Source organism: Thiohalocapsa marina (assembly GCF_008632335.1).
GTDB lineage: Bacteria > Pseudomonadota > Gammaproteobacteria > Chromatiales > Chromatiaceae > Thiohalocapsa > Thiohalocapsa marina.
Map to the genome: position 1 here is coordinate 254766 of NZ_VWXX01000004.1, position 18320 is coordinate 273085.

Here is an 18320-nt window from a genome sequence, read left to right on the forward strand (position 1 = left end):
TGGCACAACCGGAACTGGACTATCTGCTGGGGGCGAAGCCTGGCGGCGGTATTTACGTGATCGGGCAGGTCGCGCAAGAATGGCACACGATCAGGTGTGCGAAATGCGCTGGGAGGCGGGCAAAACACGGGTCGCGACGCCGGCATGACGGTGTCTCCTGCGCTCGAAAGTTCTTCGTTTCGTCTGGCTTTACCTGTGTTGCACCTTGGAGCCCGGCGGCCTGCGTCAGTATCATGGCCTGGTCCATGGCGTCGGGGACGACCACCCGGCGCCGCGCGTTTTCATCCATCCTGGGTCCCTATCATCATGATCCATCTTCGCTCGCTTGTTCTGCTGTTGCTGGCTGTGGCCGGCCCCTCCGCCCTGGCGGACGAGCCCGTGCGGTCCATCGAAGGGCGCGTCACCTACCTGGCACGCATCGCCCTGCCGCCCGAGGCCCGGCTGGTGGTCGAGGCCCGCGGGCTGGACGGCGTCCTGCTTGGCGAGACGCGTTCGGTCTCCGAGGGGGCGCAGGTGCCGCTGCCGTTCGCGCTGACGATTCCGGAACGGGTCGCTGCCGAGCTGCGTGCGGCCCTGTTCATCGACGGCCAGGCGCGCTGGGTGAGCGATGTCGTCGAGGTGGCTCCGGGTGACGCACCGGTGGATCTGGGCGAGATCCTGCTGAACCCCTACACGCCGATGGGGTTCACCAGCACGCTGCGCTGCGGCGCGGAACGGGTGCGAATCGGCTTCGCCGGCGAGCGGGCGCTGCTGGACCTGGCCGGCCGCGTGCTCGAACTGGATCAGGCCATCGCGGCCTCCGGCGCCAGGTACACCAACGCCGACGAGAGCGTCGTGCTCTGGATCAAGGGCGACACCGCGCGGGTGGAGCTGGACGGCACCGCCCTGCCAGCCTGCGTGCCTGTGCCACCGGAGGCCGATGCCGGCTGGCGCGCGCAAGGCAACGAGCCGGGCTGGTCGCTGCGGCTGCAGGGTGACCGCATGACGCTGACCACCGACCTTGGCGCCTCGACGCTCGAGGCGCGACTGCCACAACCGGAGATCGCCGACGGCGGGTTCCGCTACGTGCTCGCCGACGACGGCATCCGTCTGACCATCGTGGAGCAGATCTGCCGCGATAGCATGACCGGCATGCCGCATCCGCAGCGCGTGCGCGTGGATGCCAGAGGTGAGCCCCTGCAAGGCTGCGGTGGCGATCCGCTGCGCCTGCTGACTGGCCGCGAGTGGACGGTGGAAGACATCAGCGGGCAAGGCATCATCGACCGCTCCCACGTGACGCTGCTGTTCGATCGCAACGGCGCCCTCAGCGGCAGCGGTGGCTGCAATCGCTACCATGGCCAGGCACAGCTCACCGGCGAGCGACTCACCATCGGCCCGCTGGGCAGCACCATGATGGCCTGCAGCGAGGCCCTGATGAACCAGGAGCGCACCTTCTTCAACGCGCTGGCGCGGGTGGACGCCTTCGACATCGACGACAGCGGGGCGCTGCATCTGCGCGGCGGCGGCGAGAGCCTGATCCTGGCGCGGCACTGAGATCACGCGCCCCGGCCCAGCGGGCCACGCCCACCCCGCCGGCTGGGAGAGTCGCCGGGCCTGTCGGTGACGCCTGCCCCCCGGGTACCCAGCGCCGCGATTCAATTCGCGGCGTCTGGGGTTAAACTTGCTGATTCACGAAGCAAGCGTCCGGCCCCGTCATCATGATCGAGTCCGCCCCTGGCTCCGCCGCATCCGACCACACCGACACACCACAGGACCCCTTGCTGCTCGACATCGAGCAGATCGAGGCCCTGGCCGACGCCGGCGTGATCCGCGCCGCGCTGCGCCACAGCACGGACCATCGCGTCACCGCGCTGGATCGCAGCGAGGACGGGCTCTGGGCCGAGGTGGAGGACGAAGAGACCGAGGCCGACCTGAGCCCGCTGCTGGCGGATCACTTCGATGCCGCCGGCCGTTTCCGCCTGCGCATTCCAGACGAAATTCACGGGCCAACAGGCGCAGATCATCCAGGGGCCAACCGAGACCCGCGCCGTGCAATATCGCAAGGGGCTCGGCTTCTACGTGGTGAACTACGAGCTGGTCATACGCGACCAGTTGCCCGGGTACCTGAGACCCTGCTGACCGCACTCGCGGACGACACCGCCGCCTTCCTGCAGCAGACCGCGGCACGGCTAAACTGAAACCATGTCCTGCAAAAAGCTCCCCATCGGCATCCAGACCTTTCGCAAGATCCGCGAGGAGGACTGTTGCTACGTCGACAAGACCGGCTTTGCGCTGCAGTTGATCGAGGACGGCACCCATTACTTCCTCTCGCGGCCGCGACGCTTCGGCAAGTCGCTGTTCCTCGACACCCTGGCCGAGCTCTTCAGCGGCCGTCGCGAGCTCTTTACGGGGCTGGAGGCCGAGCAGGGCTGGGACTGGTCAGTGCGCTATCCGGTCATCCGGCTGGATTTTGCCGCGGGGGTGCTGCAGGACCGCGACGCCCTTGACCGAAGACTCCAGGCATTGCTGCGGCTAAACGCCGAGCGCCTGGGCGTCTCCTGCGACTGGCAGAAGACCGACCTGCCGGGCTGTTTCGGCGATCTGATCCGCCAGGCCCACAGCCATTGCGGCCAGCGCGTCGTGGTGCTGGTGGACGAATACGACAAGCCCATCCTGGACAACATCGAGCGCCCGGAGATTGCCGCCGAGATGCGCGAGGGCCTGAAGAACCTCTACTCGGTGCTCAAGCCCGAGGACGCCCATCTGCAGTTCGTCTTCATGACCGGCGTGACCAAGTTCAGCCAGGTCAGCCTCTTTTCCGGGCTGAACCAGTTGCGCGACATCACCCTGAGCGCCGACTACGCCACCCTCTGCGGCTATACCCAGCAGGATCTGGAGACCACCTTTGCCGGCCACCTCACCGGTGTCGACCGCGACGAGCTGCGCACCTGGTACAACGGCCACAGCTTCCTCGGCGAGCCGGTCTACAACCCCTTCGACATCCTGCTGTTCATCAGCGAGGGGCACAGCTACCGCAATTACTGGTTCGAGACCGGCAGCCCGAGCTTTCTGATCAAGCTGTTTCAGCGCAAGCGCTACTTCCTGCCCGAACTGGAGGCGCTGGAGGTCAGCGAGGAGATCCTCGACGCCTTCGATGTGGAGCGCATCAATCCGGTCACCCTGCTGTTTCAGAGCGGTTATCTGACCATCGCCGAGACGGTGCGCCGACGCGGCCGGCTGCTGTTTCGCCTGCGCATCCCCAACCAGGAGGTACGCTTTGCCCTCACCGATCAGCTCATCACCGGCTACACCGGCATCGAGAACGACCGCACGCGCTGGCAGGACGGGCTCTACGACACCCTGGCCGCGGGCGACCTGCCGGGCCTGGTGGCCACACTCAAGCGCCTGTTCGCCGGCATCCCCTGGCGCAACTTCACCCACAACGACCTGCCCGAGGCCGAGGGCTACTACGCCAGCGTGCTCTATGCCTTCTTCGCCAGCCTCAATGCCCAGGTCATCCCCGAGGACATCAGCAGCCAGGGCCAGACGGACCTGACCATCAAGCTCGAAGGCTACATCTACGTGATGGAGATCAAGCTGCAGCGCGGTCCCGCCGGGCCAGATTCCGAGCAGGATTCCGAACAGGGCGCCAAAGCGGGCGAGACCACCGCCAATCCGGCGCTGGCCCAGATCCAGGCACGCGGCTACAGCGCCAAATACCGCGACGCACCGGGCAAGGGGCTGTTCGAGGTGGGGCTGGTATTCAGCGCCAGCGAGCGCAACCTGGTTCGGGCCGACTGGCAGCGGGTGGCCTGACCGCCGGAAAGCAACCCTTGAGTGCGCTTCGCGACATCCCGTGCCTGCTGTGCGTACTGGCCGCCCTGACCGGTTGCGACAAGGGGCCAGCCACGCCGCCCACGCTGAGCTGGTACGTGTTCGACGAGCCCTCGGGTGCCTTTGCGCAGGCCGCGAGACGCTGCGGCGAGGCCTCCGAGGGCCGCTATGACATTGAATTGAAGCCGTTGCCGGCGGACGCCGACCAGCAGCGCGAGCAACTGGTGCGGCGTCTCGCCGCCGGCGACGACGATATCGACCTGATCGGCATGGACGTGATCTGGACCGCCGAGTTCGCGCGTGCGGGCTGGATCCTGCCCTGGCCAGAGCCGCTGGCCGAGCATGCGCGCGCGGGACGCATCCCGAGCACGGTCGATAGCGCCAGCGACGGCGGCCGGCTCTGGGCCGCGCCCTTCACCACCAACACCCAGCTGCTCTGGTACCGCACCGACCGCGTGCCGGCGCCGCCGCGGACCTGGGACGAGATGATCGACCAGGCCGAGCGCCTGAGCCAGTCCATCGGCAAGGGCGCCAGCATCCAGGCCCAGGGCGAGCGCTACGAGGGGCTCATGGTCTTCTTCGTCTCCCTGCTGGCCTCGGCCGGCGGGGCCGTGCTCGATGCCGATACCGAGCAGCCCTCCCTGGCGCCGGAGCCCACCCGAACGGCCCTGCGCATCCTGCGGCGACTGGCCAACTCGCCGGCCGCTGATCCCGCGCTGGCCACCGCCCGCGAGGATCAGACACGGCTGGCCTTCGAATCCGGCGAGGCCAGCTACATGCTCAACTACACCTATGTGTGGCCCAGCGCCAACGCCAATGCGCCGGAGATCGCAAAACACATGGGCTGGGCACGCTGGCCGGCGGTGAGCCCGGAGCGGCCGAGCCGGGTGACCATCGGCGGCATCAATCTCGGTGTCGGCGCCGACTCCCGCCATCCCGAGCTGGCCTTCGAGGCCGCCGCCTGCATCAGCGGCATCGACAATCAGCGCATCGCCGCGACGCGCGGCGGTCTGCCGCCGACGCTCGAGGCCCTGTATGACGCTCCAGCCGTCCGGGACACATTCCCGTTCGCCGATCTGCTGCGCGCGACCCTGCGCGATGCCGTGCAGCGGCCGCGGACGCCCCTCTACAACGACGTCTCGCTGGCCATTACGCGCATCCTGCATCCGCTGGCTGAGGTCGATCCGGAGCGGGGTCCGGCACGGCTGCGCGCGGCCGTGGAGCGCGCCTTGCGCTCGGAGGGCCTGTTGTGAGCAAGGCGACCGGCCCTCCCGACCGACGCGCCGGCACCAACCTTGGCACCCACCTGGGCACCCGCGCCGAGGAGCGTCTGGCCTGGTTGCTGTGCATGCCCGCCGTGCTGGCCATGCTGCTGGTCACCGCCTATCCGATCCTCTATGCCCTCTGGCTGTCGCTGTTCCGCTACGATCTGCGCTTTCCGGACGAGCGCGTCTTCGTCGGCCTGGCCAACTATGCCAGCGTGCTCACCTCCGAGGTCTGGTGGCAGGCGGTTCTCAACACGCTGATCATCACGGTCGGCTCGGTCAGCCTGGAGCTGATCCTGGGTATGCTGCTGGCGCTGGTGATGCACCGCGTGCTGTTCCTGCGCCGCACCCTAAGGGCATCGGTGCTGATCCCCTATGCCATCATCACGGTGGTCGCGGCCCTGGCCTGGAAGTTCGCCTTCGACCCGGTCACCGGCTTCGTCAATCCCTGGCTCGGGCTCGATCGGGCCTGGCTCGGCGAGCGCTGGTCGGCATTCCTGGTCATCATCCTCACCGAGGTCTGGAAGACCACCCCCTTCATGGCCCTGCTGCTGCTCGCCGGCCTGACCCTTGTCCCCAAGGACCTGCTCGACGCCGCCCGCGTCGATGGCGCCAATGCCTGGCAGCGCTTCTTTCGCGTCACTCTGCCGGTGATGCGGCCCGCGCTGCTGGTCGCCCTGCTGTTTCGCACCCTGGACGCGGTGCGCATCTTCGATACCGTGTTCGTGCAGACCCGCGGCGCCCAGGACACCGAGACCCTGTCCATCGTCGGCTATCACACGCTGGTGACGCGGCTCAATCTCGGCCTGGGCTCGGCGGTCTCGGTCTTGATCTTTCTCGTCGTGCTGGCGATCGCCATCCTGTTCGTGCGCGGCTTCGGCCTGCGCCTCTCGCGCGGGGGGCAGACATGAGCCGCGACGTCCCTCGCTTAGCGCAAAACCATGAGGGCGCTCAACGCCTGCCCGTGGCCAGCAATTCCAAATTCAAACCGCAAAGGCGCAGAGGACGCAAAGAACACACGGAGAAACGCACGAAGCCTTTGTCTTGTCTCTGCGTTCTCTGCGCCTCTGCGGTTAATCGAGCCTCGACAAAGGGACCATTCGAGAGTGGCTGGGATCGGTTGTTCTGGCGCCTGGGCAGCCTGCTCATCATTGCCTATGCGCTGCTGCCCCTGGCCTGGATCCTGTCGCTGTCGCTGAAGCCGGCGGCGGATCTGGGCGACCGGCGCTTCATCCCGGCCCGCATCAGCCTGGAGCACTACCGCGCCATCTTCAGCGACGCGCAATTCCCCGCGGCACTCTGGAACTCCATCGGCATCGCCGCCATCGCCACCCTGTTATCGGTGCTGCTGGCCATGCTCGCTGCCTATGCCATCGTGCGTCTGCGCTTTCGTGGACGCGAGCTGATCCTGGGCGCGGCGCTGGCCATCGCCATGTTTCCGCCCATTGCCGTCATCGGCCCCATCTTCGAGCTCTGGCGCCACCTGGGCCTGTACGACACCTGGCTCGGGCTGATACTGCCCTACATGACCTTCACCCTGCCCTTGGCCATCTGGATCCTGGCGGCCTTCTTCCGCGAGATCCCCTGGGACCTGGAGCAGGCCGCCCGCGTCGACGGCGCCACGCCGCTGCAGGCCTTCCGCCATGTCATCGTGCCGCTGGCCGCGCCGGGCGTGGTCACCGCGGCCATTCTGGTGTTCATCTTCGCCTGGAACGACTTCCTGTTCGCTGCCGCGCTCACCTCCACCAACGACGCCCGCACCGTGCCGGCGGCCATCGCCTTCTTCACCGGCAGCTCGCGCTTCGAGCTGCCCACCGGCGCCATCGCCGCCGCCTCGGTGGTGGTCACCCTCCCGGTGACGCTGCTGGTGCTGATCTTTCAGGAACGCATCGTCGCCGGCCTCACCGCCGGCGCGGTGAAGGGATAATCCCATGGCCAACATCGAGCTCGATGGCATCGCCAAGCGCTACGCCGACGGCACCGAGGCGCTGAAACCGACGAGCCTGCGCATCGCCGACGGCGAGCTGTTCGTGCTGGTCGGCCCCTCGGGCTGCGGCAAGTCGACGCTGCTCAAGCTCATCGTTGGCCTGGAGCGGCCCAGCGCCGGCGAGGTCCGCGTCGGCGGCGAGCGCGTGACCGACCGCGATCCCAAGGATCGCAACATGGCCATGGTCTTCCAGAGCTATGCGCTCTATCCGCACATGAGCGTGCGCGAGAACATGGCCTTTCCTCTCAAGCTGGCACGGCTGCCCAAAGACGCGATCGAGCGACGCGTGGCGCAGGCCGCGGCCATGCTCGAGCTGACCGACCTGCTCGACCGAAAACCGGCGGCCCTGTCCGGCGGCCAGCGCCAGCGGGTGGCCATGGGCCGCGCCATCGTCCGCGAGCCGGCCGCCTTCCTACTCGACGAGCCGCTCTCCAACCTCGACGCGCGGCTGCGCACGCAGATGCGCGCCGAGCTGGCCCAGCTGCAGCGCAGGCTGGGCACCACCACCATCTATGTCACCCACGATCAGACCGAGGCCATGACCCTGGGCGACCGCATCGCCGTCCTGCGCGGGGGCGAGGTGCAGCAGGTTGGCAGCCCGCGCGAGCTCTATTCGGAGCCGGCCAATCTGTTCGTCGCCAGCTTCATCGGCTCGCCACCGATGAACCTGATGCCGGCCCGGCTGCAGGATGGCCAGCTGCACCTGCCCATGACCATGCTCAGGCCGACCGAAACCCTGTTCGGGCGGCTGCCCGCCGGGGATGCAGATCTGATCGTCGGCATCCGCCCCGAGCACTTCGATGCGACGGTCAGCGGCGAGGACCAACCGCCAGGCGAGACCAGTTTCGAGGTCCGGGTCGAAGCTATCGAATGGCTTGGCGCCGACCTCTATCTGCACTTCGACGTACCAGCGGTGAACGACCGGACCTCGGATCGACTGCACCAGCACCTGGGCCTCGAAGCCCGACAGAAGACGGGACTGCGAACGATCGCAAGAGTCAGCGCAGACACCCGGATCAACCCAGGCGAAATATCGCGGCTGACCCTCGACCCAGACCGAGTCCTGCTCTTCGATGCCCGCTCTGGCAGGCGAATCGCTGGTCCATCCATCATTTGCCCACCCGACACACCATGCTGAGCGACGTTGTCTGACATTCGGCGCCTGCATGTGGCAGGTGCTATTTCCTTTTCGCGCTGATCGCCTACACTTCTCGGTACCGCAATCACCTTGACGTCCGCCGTTTCGTGGATGCAGTGGTTAAACGCCATGTGTCCGGACCGAGGATTCGAGGAGCCGGGCTCGGATACGTGGTCGCACGAATCAGGACAGCATGATCAGGAGACGTCACTCAATGGTTGCACGTACGGCTATAGTTGCATTGCTGACCCTGCTGATGCTGTCCGGTTGCGCCGTCAAGCGCGATCACTACGACACGCCACAGGTGCCCTTGCCCAGCCGCTACGCCAACGATGCGGGCAACACCGCGCCTGATCCCTCCCCCGACCAACGCGAGCCCGACGCGCCGGACCTGGACAACTGGTGGCGCCTGCTGGGCAGCGAGACCCTGAATCAACTGGTGGACCGCGCCCTGGCCAACAACGCCGACCTGCGCATTGCCGCGCAGCGCGTCATGCAGGCCCGCGCCCGGGCTGCGCAGGCCAAGGGCGGGCAGTATCCGGAGGTCTCGGTGCCACTACGCTATCAATACGAGGCGCCGGACGAAGGCATCGGTGACGTCCCCCGCGGGGGTGATGTCGAAACCGACGAGACCTATCAGATCGGCCTGCGCGGCGACTGGCGGGTGGACCTCTGGGGCGAACTGGCCTCGCTGTCGGACTCGGCCAGCATGGAACTCTGGCGCGCCATCTTCGAGCACGACGACCAGGCGCGACGGCTTGTGGCCGAGGTGGTGGCCGCCTACGTCGACTACCTGGCGCTGAATGACCGCATGCGCGTGGCGCGGGACACCGAGGCGGTGCTGGCAGAGATGCTCGACGGCATGCTGACCCGCCTGGACGTGGGCGACGCCACCACCATCGACGTCGAGCAGGAACGCTCCGCGGTCTATGGTGTGCGCGCCGACATGCCCGCCATCGCGCTGCGCCAGGCTCAGGTGGCCAACCGCCTCGCCTTCCTGGTCGGCGGCGTGCCGGACGGCCTGCACCTGCCGCGGGACGGCCTCAATTCGCTGCGCCTGCCGCGCGTTCGCGCCGGCATGCCGGCGGCGCTGTTGCTGCAACGCCCGGACGTCCGCGCCATCGAGGCCCGCCTGATCGCCGCCGACGCCCGCATCGATGTCGCTCGCGCCCGCATCCTGCCGCCGCTGGACCTGACCGCCGAGATCGGCTACGGCAGCACCTATATCGAAGAAGTCTTCATGCCACATACGGTGTTCTGGAACTTCGTCGCCAATCTGTCGGCAACGGTATTCGACGCCGGCAAGCGGCAGCGGGAGGTCGACTACTCACGAGCCGTGCACGAGGAGATGATCGAAACCTACATCAAGGTCATCTACGGCGCCACGGTGGAGGTGGAGGATGCCTTCGCCACCATCTCCCACTCCCGGGAACGCCTGCAGTTGCAACAGGTGGCCACCGACGCGGCCCGGCGCGCCTGGGTCGACAGCCGCGATGCCTATCTGGCGGGCGCCATCGACTATCTGGTCTGGCAGAACACCGCCCGCACCTATTACCGCTATCTGGACGATCTCTACAGCTTCCGCGGCGACATGTACAAGGGGCAGATCGAGCTGTTCTCGGCGCTGGGTGGCGGCGCGCCGGAGCGCGCGCCCCTGCCGGGTGATGGCCGGCGTCCGGCCAGGCACCTGGGCAGCATCCTGGTGGGCGAGGCGGCGCCGGTGCAGGTCAGGGACCACTGGCTGCCAAGTGGCGGATGGGGCACGTCAGACACAAAACAGCAACAGCAGGGCCGCGACCAGGACGACGACCAGACGCAGCCGCAATGGCTGGTGGCGCTGACTGGCAGCCACACGCGCGACGGCGTGGAGGCCATGTGGCGCGACCTGCACAACCGCTATCCCGCTGCAGTCGACGGACATGCGCTGCTGGCCTACAAGCCGACCGAGACGGTCGCACCGGAGGGAGAAGACGCCACCTGGTACCGCCTCACGGTGGAGCGATTCCACACCCGCGACGCCGCGGCCGGATGGTGCCAGTCGGTGCGTCTCGGCCAGACGCGCTGCGATGTGGCGGAATTCGACCCCAACCTGACCGTCGAGGGCCGCTTTCCCTGGCCCGACCCGCTGGAAAAAACGCTATCGGGCACGACCCACGGGGGCCATCCCGCCGCACCGGCGCGGCCGACGGCGGTGAGACACTAGGCCTAGGCACGGCAATGGACACGCGCCCCGTCCGGGACTCCTTTGTCTCTCGCGGATCGGTTGGCCTGACACCGCGTCAACGCCAGATCCTGCGACTGCTGTGCGAAGGCAAGGCAAACAAGGAGATCGCGCGCGAACTCGACATCGGCGTCGGCACGGTAAAACAGCACCTGGTCGGGCTGTTCAAGCGCCTGAACGTCCGCAACCGGAGCATGGCGGTCTCCCGGGGCTTGTCGCTGCTGGCGGCGCCGGACGCCCGGGCGGAGCAGACTGACCTGGACACCGCACTGACGGATACCGACTGGCTGCAACAGCGGACCCTTGCCCGCCGCCCCTGCGTGGTGCTCAGCCTGGCGCTGCCGGACGCCGCACCCGCCGAGCTGCGCACGGCGCTGCAGCGGGCGCTGGCGGCGCGCGCCTTCGACGCCAGGGCGCTGTTGATTCCGCGCGACCAGGGCCTGGGCGATCTGCTGTTTGGCGTACGCCGCTCCAGCGAGAACGACCTGCTGGCCGCCGCGGCGCTGTTGTCTAACCTGTGTCAGGACGCACGGGCGGCGGCACCCACCGGCCCTGACCAGCTGCGCGTCGCCATCGACGCTGGCATGGCCGTCGTGAGCAAGGACCGCAGGGGCGCCTGGACCGGCGAGGCCGTCGCCACTCCGGCAGTCGCCAGGACCCGGCACCTGCTGCAGCAGACAGCGGACGGCGAACTGAGCCTCGGCGCCGGAGCACGGGATCTGCTAAGGGCCTTCGGCGCAGCCCCGGCCGCCACGGCACGCAAACCCTTACCCTTGTGCGATCTCCCGCGGCTGTTTCTCCTGCCCTCCCGGAGCCGCGCATCGCTGGTCGGCCGCGATCACGAATGGGCGCGGCTCAACGCCGCCCTTACCCCGGGCGCGGCAGGTCGGGTCATCCGCCTGGAGGGCGAGCGCGGCATGGGCAAATCCAGCCTGTGCCAGGCCGCCCTGAGCCACTGCCAGTCGCTGGGTGGCCGCGGCCTGTATCTGCGGACCTTGCCCGACGCGGGCGGCGCGCCGTTCCGCGACGCGGTCAGCGGCGCGCCGGTCGGGCTGGAACAGGCCATCGACGCCCTGTCGGCGCCCATCGCGGGCCAACCGGACCTGCTGGTCATCGACGATCTGCATCTGCTGCCCCGGCCGACGGCAACGCGCGTGCTGGCCCAGGCCTCCCCCGCGGCGGCGCGCGGGCGCGTCGTGCTGCTGAGCGGCGTCCGATCGGCCCCGGCCGGCGCCGCGCATCGGGCGGATGACGCGGATCGGGCGGAGCCAATCCGCTTGCGCCGGCTGCCAGACGCGGCCATCCGCCGCCTGATTGACGATCTGGCGGCCGCCGCCGACACACCGCCGGATCCGGAGATCCGCCGCCATATCTGCCGGCAGGCCGCAGGGGTGCCGTTCTTTGCCGTGGAACTGGCCCGGGCCTCTGGCGACGAACTCCCGCTGCCGCTGCTGGCGGTGATCGCGGCCCGGCTGGACGGCTTCGAACTGGACTGGCGGATGTTGCAGACCCTGGCGGAGACCGCCACCAGCCGCCACCACCTGGCCGGACTGAGCGAGGACCTGGGACAGCCCTTGGCGCAGGTCCGCGATGCGGTCAGCGCCGCGGTGCGCGCGGGCATCCTGACCGGCGGACCGGGCCAGGACGGCGATGAGCCCGTCGCCTTTCGCCACCCCCTGATTCGCCGCGCCGTCGCCACCCTCGGAATCTGACAGAGTTGCACCTGATATGAGCAATCCCGCGAAAGACGCGAAGCCTGGCCACGCGACCGAAGCCGGTACGGTCACGTCGGGCTCCCTGATCAAACTGCTCGGCGCGCCCGACCTGCGCAAGGTGCTGCCGGCACTGATCGCCAGCGCCCTGGTCTCGAACGTGCTGGTGCTGGCGCTGCCCCTGGCCATTCTGCAGATCCTGGACCGGGTCATTGTCAACCAGGCCCTGTCCACCCTGGGCTTTCTGGCCATCGGCCTGTTCGCGGCCCTGATCCTGGAACAACTGCTGCGCGTCATCAACGGCATGCTCACCAGCTGGCTCGGCGCGCGGTTCGAACACCGCGCCACCATTCAGGCCCTGGACCACCTGTTTCGCGTGCCCCTGCGCCGCTACCAGCGCAATGAGCCCAGCGTCTACGCCGAGATGATCCAGGCGGCCAGCCGCGTTTCCGGGTTCTATTCCGGCCAGGCGCTGCTCGGGCTGCTGGACCTGCCGTTCGTGTTCCTCTTCCTCGGACTGATCTACCTGATCGGCGGCGCGCTGGTGCTGGTGCCGGTCACGCTGCTGCTGCTGTTCACGCTGCTGATGATGCGCCATGGCCGAGCCAGGCAAGGTCTTGTCCAGGGCCGGGCAGGCATAGAGGACCGCCGTACTGGTTTCCTGTACGAGCTGCTGTCGGGCATCCACACGGTCAAGACCATGATGATGGAGCGCTCGATGCTGCGGCGCTACGAGATGCTGCAACGCGCCAGCGCCGAGGAAGAGGAGCACAGCACCACCCTGAGCGACCGGGCCGACCGCCTGGGGCACTACTTCTCGCAGCTCATGGTGATCTGCATCATCTCGGTCGGTGCCTGGATGGTCATCCAGGGCGACATGACCTCGGGCGGCCTGGCCGCCTCGCTGATCCTGTCCGTGCGGCTCATGCGCCCGCTGCGCCAGGGACTGCAGTTCAAGCATCGCTACCAGGAGTTCATCAGCGCCAACCAGCGCCTGCGGGAGCTGATGGCCCTGCCGGTGGTGGATGAGCCCGGCAAGCCACCGCTACCACCGATCGAGCGCGGCATCGAGTTGCGCGACGTCGAGGTCCGGTTTACCGATCAGCCGCTGTTCTCCGGGGTCAATCTGACGGTTCCCAAGGGCGCCTACATTGCCATCCGCGGGGCAAGCGGTTGCGGCAAGACAACCCTGCTGAACGTCATCCGGGGCCTGGAACAGGCGGATGCCGGCGAGCTCCTGGTGGACGACCGTCCGCTATCCGACTTTGCCGCAAGTTCATGCTTCCGCCGCATCGCGCTGCTGCCCGAGGCGGGGATCGTCGTCTCCGGTACCATCCTCGAGAACCTGACCATGTTCGACGCGTCGCTGAATCGGCGGGCGCTGGAACTGGCCTCCGAGCTGGGCCTGGACGCCGTTGTCGCCGGCATGAAACTGGGCTACGAGACACGGCTCGGCGAAAACGCCAGCGAAACCCTGTCGATGGGCTTTCGCCAGTTGATCAGCATTGTCCGCGCGCTGGTCCGTGATCCGGACGTAATCCTGTTCGACGAGGCCAACATGGCGCTCGACATGGATCGCGACCGGGATCTGCGCCGCTACCTGGAACAGCAGAAGGGCAGATGCAGCCTGATCCTGGTGTCGCATCGCCCGTCGTATCTCGCCCTGGCAGATCGGAATTATTACCTGCACGATGGCCGGCTCCACGACACCGCGCCCGAGCAGCCCCTGGCCGATCAGGAACCTGCGCAAGCCCCGCCGCGGCCGGAGACCGATGGCCACCTGGCCCGGCTGATCGAAGAGCGTCTGACACACCCCACCGACCTGTCGCGTTGCCTCCAGCCCCTGCTGTATGCCCTGGATTGGCAGGGTCAGACGCAGGATCTGGCGGAAGCCCTGCCGCACATGGATATCGAGCTGGACCTGTCCGGGCTGTTTGCGGTGCTGTCGGAGCTGGAATACGCAGTGCACCCGCTCGGGGCCATGCGCAAGCCGCCGGACGACCGGCTGGCCCCTTACCTGTATCTGCCCAGGCGCGGTCCGGCGCAGGTCGTCATCGAGCGCACGCTCGAGGGCCAGTTGCGGGTGTTCGACGGCGGCAGCGGAGAACAGATGCTGGTGGACCGCCTGTCCGGGGCCGGCACCTTCTACGTGTTCAAACCCGCTCCGGCACGGGACACGCCCGACAGCAAGACAAGCTGGGTGACCGGGGTCCTGCACCGGTTTCGCGCCCATCAGCGCCTCATCCTGCTGATCACGGTCCTGACCACCATCCTCAGCCTGGCGCCGCCCCTATACACCCGCACCACCTGGGACCGTGTGATCCCGGTGGGCGACATCCAGATCGAGCTGTACCTGTTCGTCGGTGCGCTCATCGCCGTCGCCATCGGCTGGATACTCAGCATGGTGAAGGGCCGCATGCTGGGCCATGTGGGCGGTCGCGCCGAATACATCATCGGTATCGGCCTGACGCGACGCATCCTCGGGCTGCGATCCGTATCCATCGAGGGCGTGCCCGTCACCCGACAGGTCCGGCGGCTTCGCGGACTGCACCGCCTGCGGGAATATTTTGTCGGCCCCATCGCCCGACTGGCCTTCGACCTCCCCGCAACGCTGATCCTGGTGGCCGTGCTGGTACTGATCAATCCGTGGATGAGCATCGTGCTGCTCGCCTCCGTAAGCGCCTTCGCACTGGCCGGGTTTTTTGTCTTTCGCGCAAGCAAGCGGCCATCCCAGGCGGCGTCCGTGGCATCGGCGGCGCGCCGCGAATTCATCGACGAGACGCTACATGCGCTGCGCCTTATTCGCGAGAGCGGCGCCGAGCCCGCCTGGACCGAGCGGCTGCGCACGCTGAGCGCCGAGGCGGTGCTGAGCGGATTCCGCAGTCGCCGCCTCACGCAACAGGTACAGGGCCTGTCGCGGGTGCTGGCGGGTGGCACCGGCGTATTGACGCTGATCACGTCCGCCTTCCTGGCCATCAAGGGTGAGATCAGCAACGGCACCCTGCTGGCCACCCAGATCCTGATCTGGCGCATCACCGGGCCGATGCAGAACCTGTTCCTGGCGTCGACCTCGGCCACGCGCATCAAGGAAAACATCCGCCAGATCGACAACCTGATGCGGTTGCCGCTGGAGCGTGATCGCGGCATCCACCAGACCATCCGGCCCGCGGTCCAGGGGCAGGTCAACCTGGAGCGGGTGTCATTCCGCTACTCCAATGACAGCGACCCGGCGCTGCTCGGCGTGACCTGCGAGATCGCCTCCAGGCAGTTCCTGGCCATCACCGGGCCGGACGGCGCCGGCAAGAGCACGCTGCTGCACCTGATCCTGAAGATGTATCTGCCCCAGGCCGGCAGCATCCGGCTCGACAACATCGACATCCGGCAACTGACCACCACCGACCTGCGCTCCCGCATCAGCTACATGCCGCAGAGCTGCGACCTGTTCTACGGCACGATCACCCAGAACCTGCGACTCGCGCATCCGGCAGCCAGCAACGACGAGATACGCTGGGCCGCCGACATGTCCGGGCTGCTGGCGGATATCGAAGACCTGCCCGAGGGCTTCGAGACCCGCATCTCCAGCAGTCGCGCGCTGCAACTGCCGCGCGGGTTCCGTCAGCGACTGTCGCTTGCCCGCACCATGCTGCGGCCCGCGCCCCTGGTGCTGATGGACGAGCCGGGCACCGGCATGGACACCGCCGGCGACCTGGCGCTGGAGCGCTGCATCCGCTGGCTGATGGGGCGAACCACACTGATCGTGGTCACGCTGCGGCCCGGCCACATGCGGCTCGCAGACCGGGTGTTGTACCTGGAGAAGGGCCGCGTCACCGCGATCGGCCCCTTCGATCAACTTGAGGCAAAGATAATGGCGGGGTTGCGTTGATGAGCACCGAGACCAAAAACGCGAACAGTCAGACGGGCAATCACGACGTAAAGCTCGGCAGCCGCCAGCGGCGCCTGCTGTCGGAGGCCGCCCAGGTCGAGGAAGAACTGATACCGGCATTCTTCCGCCCGGTGCTGTTGCTGGTCACCGGCATGGTCATCATCTTTCTTGCCTGGGCCGGAACCACTACACTGCCGGAAATCGCTACGGCACGCGGACAGATCATCCCGTCCGGCAAGATCAAGGTGGTGCAACACCTCGATGGCGGCGTGGTGGAATCCATCGAGGTCGACGAACGGATGCTGGTGCAGCAAGGCCAGGTCTTGCTGAGAATCGACGGCTCCCAGGCCATGGCCGATCAACAGCAGATGCTGGCGCGCCTGGCGGCACTGCAGCTTCGCGCCGAGCGGCTCGATGCCTTCGTCAGCGACCGTGATCCGGATTTTTCCGACTATGTCGACCGCTATCCCGGGCTCGTGGCCGATCAGCGCGGGATCTTTCTCAACCAGACCGCCACGCGAGACTCCACCCTGGAGATCCTCGGCCGGCAGATCGATCAGCGCCAACACCGCCTGGCACAACTGAAAGACGCGCTCGACATCGCCCGGCAGCAACAGGCCCTGACGACGGAACTGATCGAGATGCGCGAGGAACTGGGCGAGCGCAAGCTCATCGACCGCACCACGCTGCTCGAGACGCGCCGCGCCCAGATCACCGCCCTGGGCGAGGTCGCGCGCCTGACGCAGGAAATCGACCTGGTCACGCAAGAACTGGCGGAGGCCGAGACGCGGCTGCTGGATACCGAAAACCAGCTCCGCCGCGATGCGTCGACCGAACTTGGCACCGTCCGCGCGGAGATTGCGGAGGTGGAGGAAAGCCTGCAGCGGCTGGATGCCCGCGTGCAACGCCTGGAGGTGGTGGCGCCAGATCACGGTTACGTGCATGACCTGAAGGTCCAGACCGTGGGCCAGGTGATTCAGCCCGGCGAACTGCTGATGCAAATCGTCCCGGATACCGCTCCGCTGGAGGCGGAGGTCCGCATCCTGCCCAAGGACATCGGCTTCGTCCGGCCCGGACAGGACGTCAATCTGCGCGTCAGCGCCTACGACTACTCCCGCTACGGCTATGCCCGGGGCGTGCTGAAACGCATCTCCGCATCCAACATCCTGGAACCGGGCGGCGCGGTCTATTTTCTCGGCTGGGTCGGCTTCGACCAACCCTACGTGGGCGACGATCCGGACCTCAATCCGCTGCAGGTCGGCATGGCCGTCGAGGCGGAAATCGTCACCGGCCAGAAGACCGTTCTCGGCTATCTGGCGCAACCCATCGCCGACGCCGTCTCCCGGGCCTTCAGAGAGCGCTAGCGGAGGCCCTGAAAAAATCAGCACGCAAGCCGAAAACACGCTTACCAGCGCGCCCGGCCTCACCGGGCGCGACCGCCCCATGTAACCAATGGCCAGCTAGCGGCACCCCTCATCGCCAACTACATTGATAGTGCAGAAGTCGCTTTCTGGAGCGGAAGTCCATGGCTGAGCCGAACACCCCGTTAGACGAAACCAACCAGAATCCATCGTCGGAACCGACGAATGAGGAAGGGGTCTCGTTCGACGAACAAACCGCGCTGCAGGACGTTCCGGACGCCACGCCGGAGAATCCCGAAGAGCTGGAAGCTCCGCCCGACCGCGCCATGGGAGAGGGCAACGAGAACATCCAGACGCGCACGCCCGGCGAAGATGCCGACACCCTGCCGGACCTTGGCGGCGAACAGGAACAGCCGCAGATCCCCAGCAGCGCGCCAGACATCCCGCGGTCGCCAGAGCCCACCACCGACGTCACCGCAGGCAGCCAGGACCCTGTATCTCCGCTCGACTTTCCGCAGCCAGAAAGCGACATCACGTCCGCTGACGAAACAAGCCAGACCGAACCCGACATCGAATACCGCTCATTCGACGTTGTAGAGCCGCTCGGCGCCGATATCGGTACAGCTGATGCGGCAGATGAGCCGACTTCACCGACCAGTCCGACTTCACCGACCAGTCCGACTTCACCGACCAGTCCGACTTCACCGACCAGCCCAACTTCGCCAACGAGTCCGACGTCGCCGACCAGTCCGACATCGCCGACGAGTCCGACGTCGCCGACGAGTCCGACATCGCCGACCAGCCCGACGTCGCCGACGAGGCCGACATCGCCGACCAGCCCGACCTCGCCGACGAGCCCAACATCGCCAACGAGTCCGACATCGCCGACGAGCCCGACGTCGCCGACGAGCCCGACGTCGCCGACGAGTCCGACGTCGCC

At 67.4% G+C, this 18320-nt stretch carries 12 protein-coding genes; 11 read left to right on the top strand and 1 reads right to left on the bottom strand.

All coding sequences use genetic code 11. The features are described from left to right. The first annotated feature begins 306 nt into the window (after positions 1 to 306). The 11 genes from F2Q65_RS05090 to F2Q65_RS05140 all read left to right on the top strand — a co-directional run bounded on the left by F2Q65_RS05090 (position 307) and on the right by F2Q65_RS05140 (position 17383). Positions 307 to 1533, top strand: coding sequence for an META domain-containing protein (locus F2Q65_RS05090; protein ID WP_170265536.1), 1227 nt, complete (start codon positions 307 to 309; stop codon positions 1531 to 1533). 164 nt (positions 1534 to 1697) lie between these two features. After that, a complete protein-coding gene (locus tag F2Q65_RS19610; protein WP_211353947.1) occupies positions 1698 to 2177 on the top strand; it encodes a hypothetical protein in 480 nt (159 codons plus the stop codon). Positions 2178 to 2181: 4 nt separating this feature from the next. Next, positions 2182 to 3795 (top strand): ATP-binding protein, encoded by a 1614-nt coding sequence (locus tag F2Q65_RS05100; protein ID WP_150091064.1) that lies wholly within the window; start codon positions 2182 to 2184, stop codon positions 3793 to 3795. A gap of 17 nt (positions 3796 to 3812) precedes the next feature. Beyond that, positions 3813 to 5066, top strand: a complete 1254-nt coding sequence (locus F2Q65_RS05105; protein WP_211353948.1) for an ABC transporter substrate-binding protein — start codon at positions 3813 to 3815, stop codon at positions 5064 to 5066. Then, complete coding sequence (locus F2Q65_RS05110) at positions 5063 to 5989, top strand: carbohydrate ABC transporter permease (protein ID WP_211353949.1); 927 nt, start codon at positions 5063 to 5065, stop codon at positions 5987 to 5989. The genes F2Q65_RS05105 and F2Q65_RS05110 overlap by 4 nt, the downstream gene beginning before the upstream one ends. 209 nt (positions 5990 to 6198) lie before the next feature. Continuing rightward, a complete protein-coding gene (locus F2Q65_RS05115) occupies positions 6199 to 7005 on the top strand; it encodes a carbohydrate ABC transporter permease (RefSeq protein WP_170265538.1) in 807 nt (268 codons plus the stop codon). A 4-nt stretch (positions 7006 to 7009) separates the two neighbouring features. Next, on the top strand, positions 7010 to 8203 hold the full coding sequence (locus tag F2Q65_RS05120) for an ABC transporter ATP-binding protein (RefSeq protein WP_150091068.1): 1194 nt from the start codon (positions 7010 to 7012) through the stop codon (positions 8201 to 8203). A gap of 214 nt (positions 8204 to 8417) precedes the next feature. After that, positions 8418 to 10406 carry an efflux transporter outer membrane subunit gene (locus F2Q65_RS19615; protein ID WP_211353950.1) on the top strand — a complete coding sequence of 663 codons (1989 nt, stop codon included), beginning with the start codon at positions 8418 to 8420 and terminating at the stop codon, positions 10404 to 10406. Positions 10407 to 10420: 14 nt separating this feature from the next. Further along, entirely contained in the window at positions 10421 to 12136 is a 1716-nt protein-coding gene (locus F2Q65_RS05130; RefSeq protein ID WP_211353951.1) for a helix-turn-helix transcriptional regulator, read from the top strand. Between the two features lie 16 nt (positions 12137 to 12152). Further along, positions 12153 to 16019 carry a peptidase domain-containing ABC transporter gene (locus F2Q65_RS05135; RefSeq protein ID WP_150091074.1) on the top strand — a complete coding sequence of 1289 codons (3867 nt, stop codon included), beginning with the start codon at positions 12153 to 12155 and terminating at the stop codon, positions 16017 to 16019. Further along, a complete protein-coding gene (locus F2Q65_RS05140) occupies positions 16019 to 17383 on the top strand; it encodes an HlyD family type I secretion periplasmic adaptor subunit (RefSeq protein WP_150091076.1) in 1365 nt (454 codons plus the stop codon). Before F2Q65_RS05135 ends, F2Q65_RS05140 begins: the two co-directional genes overlap by 1 nt. 109 nt (positions 17384 to 17492) lie before the next feature. On the opposite strand, the gene F2Q65_RS05145 is transcribed toward F2Q65_RS05140, so the two are convergent. Then, positions 17493 to 18320 (bottom strand): hypothetical protein (locus F2Q65_RS05145; protein WP_211353952.1); only part of this gene is annotated, 828 nt, incomplete at its 5' end.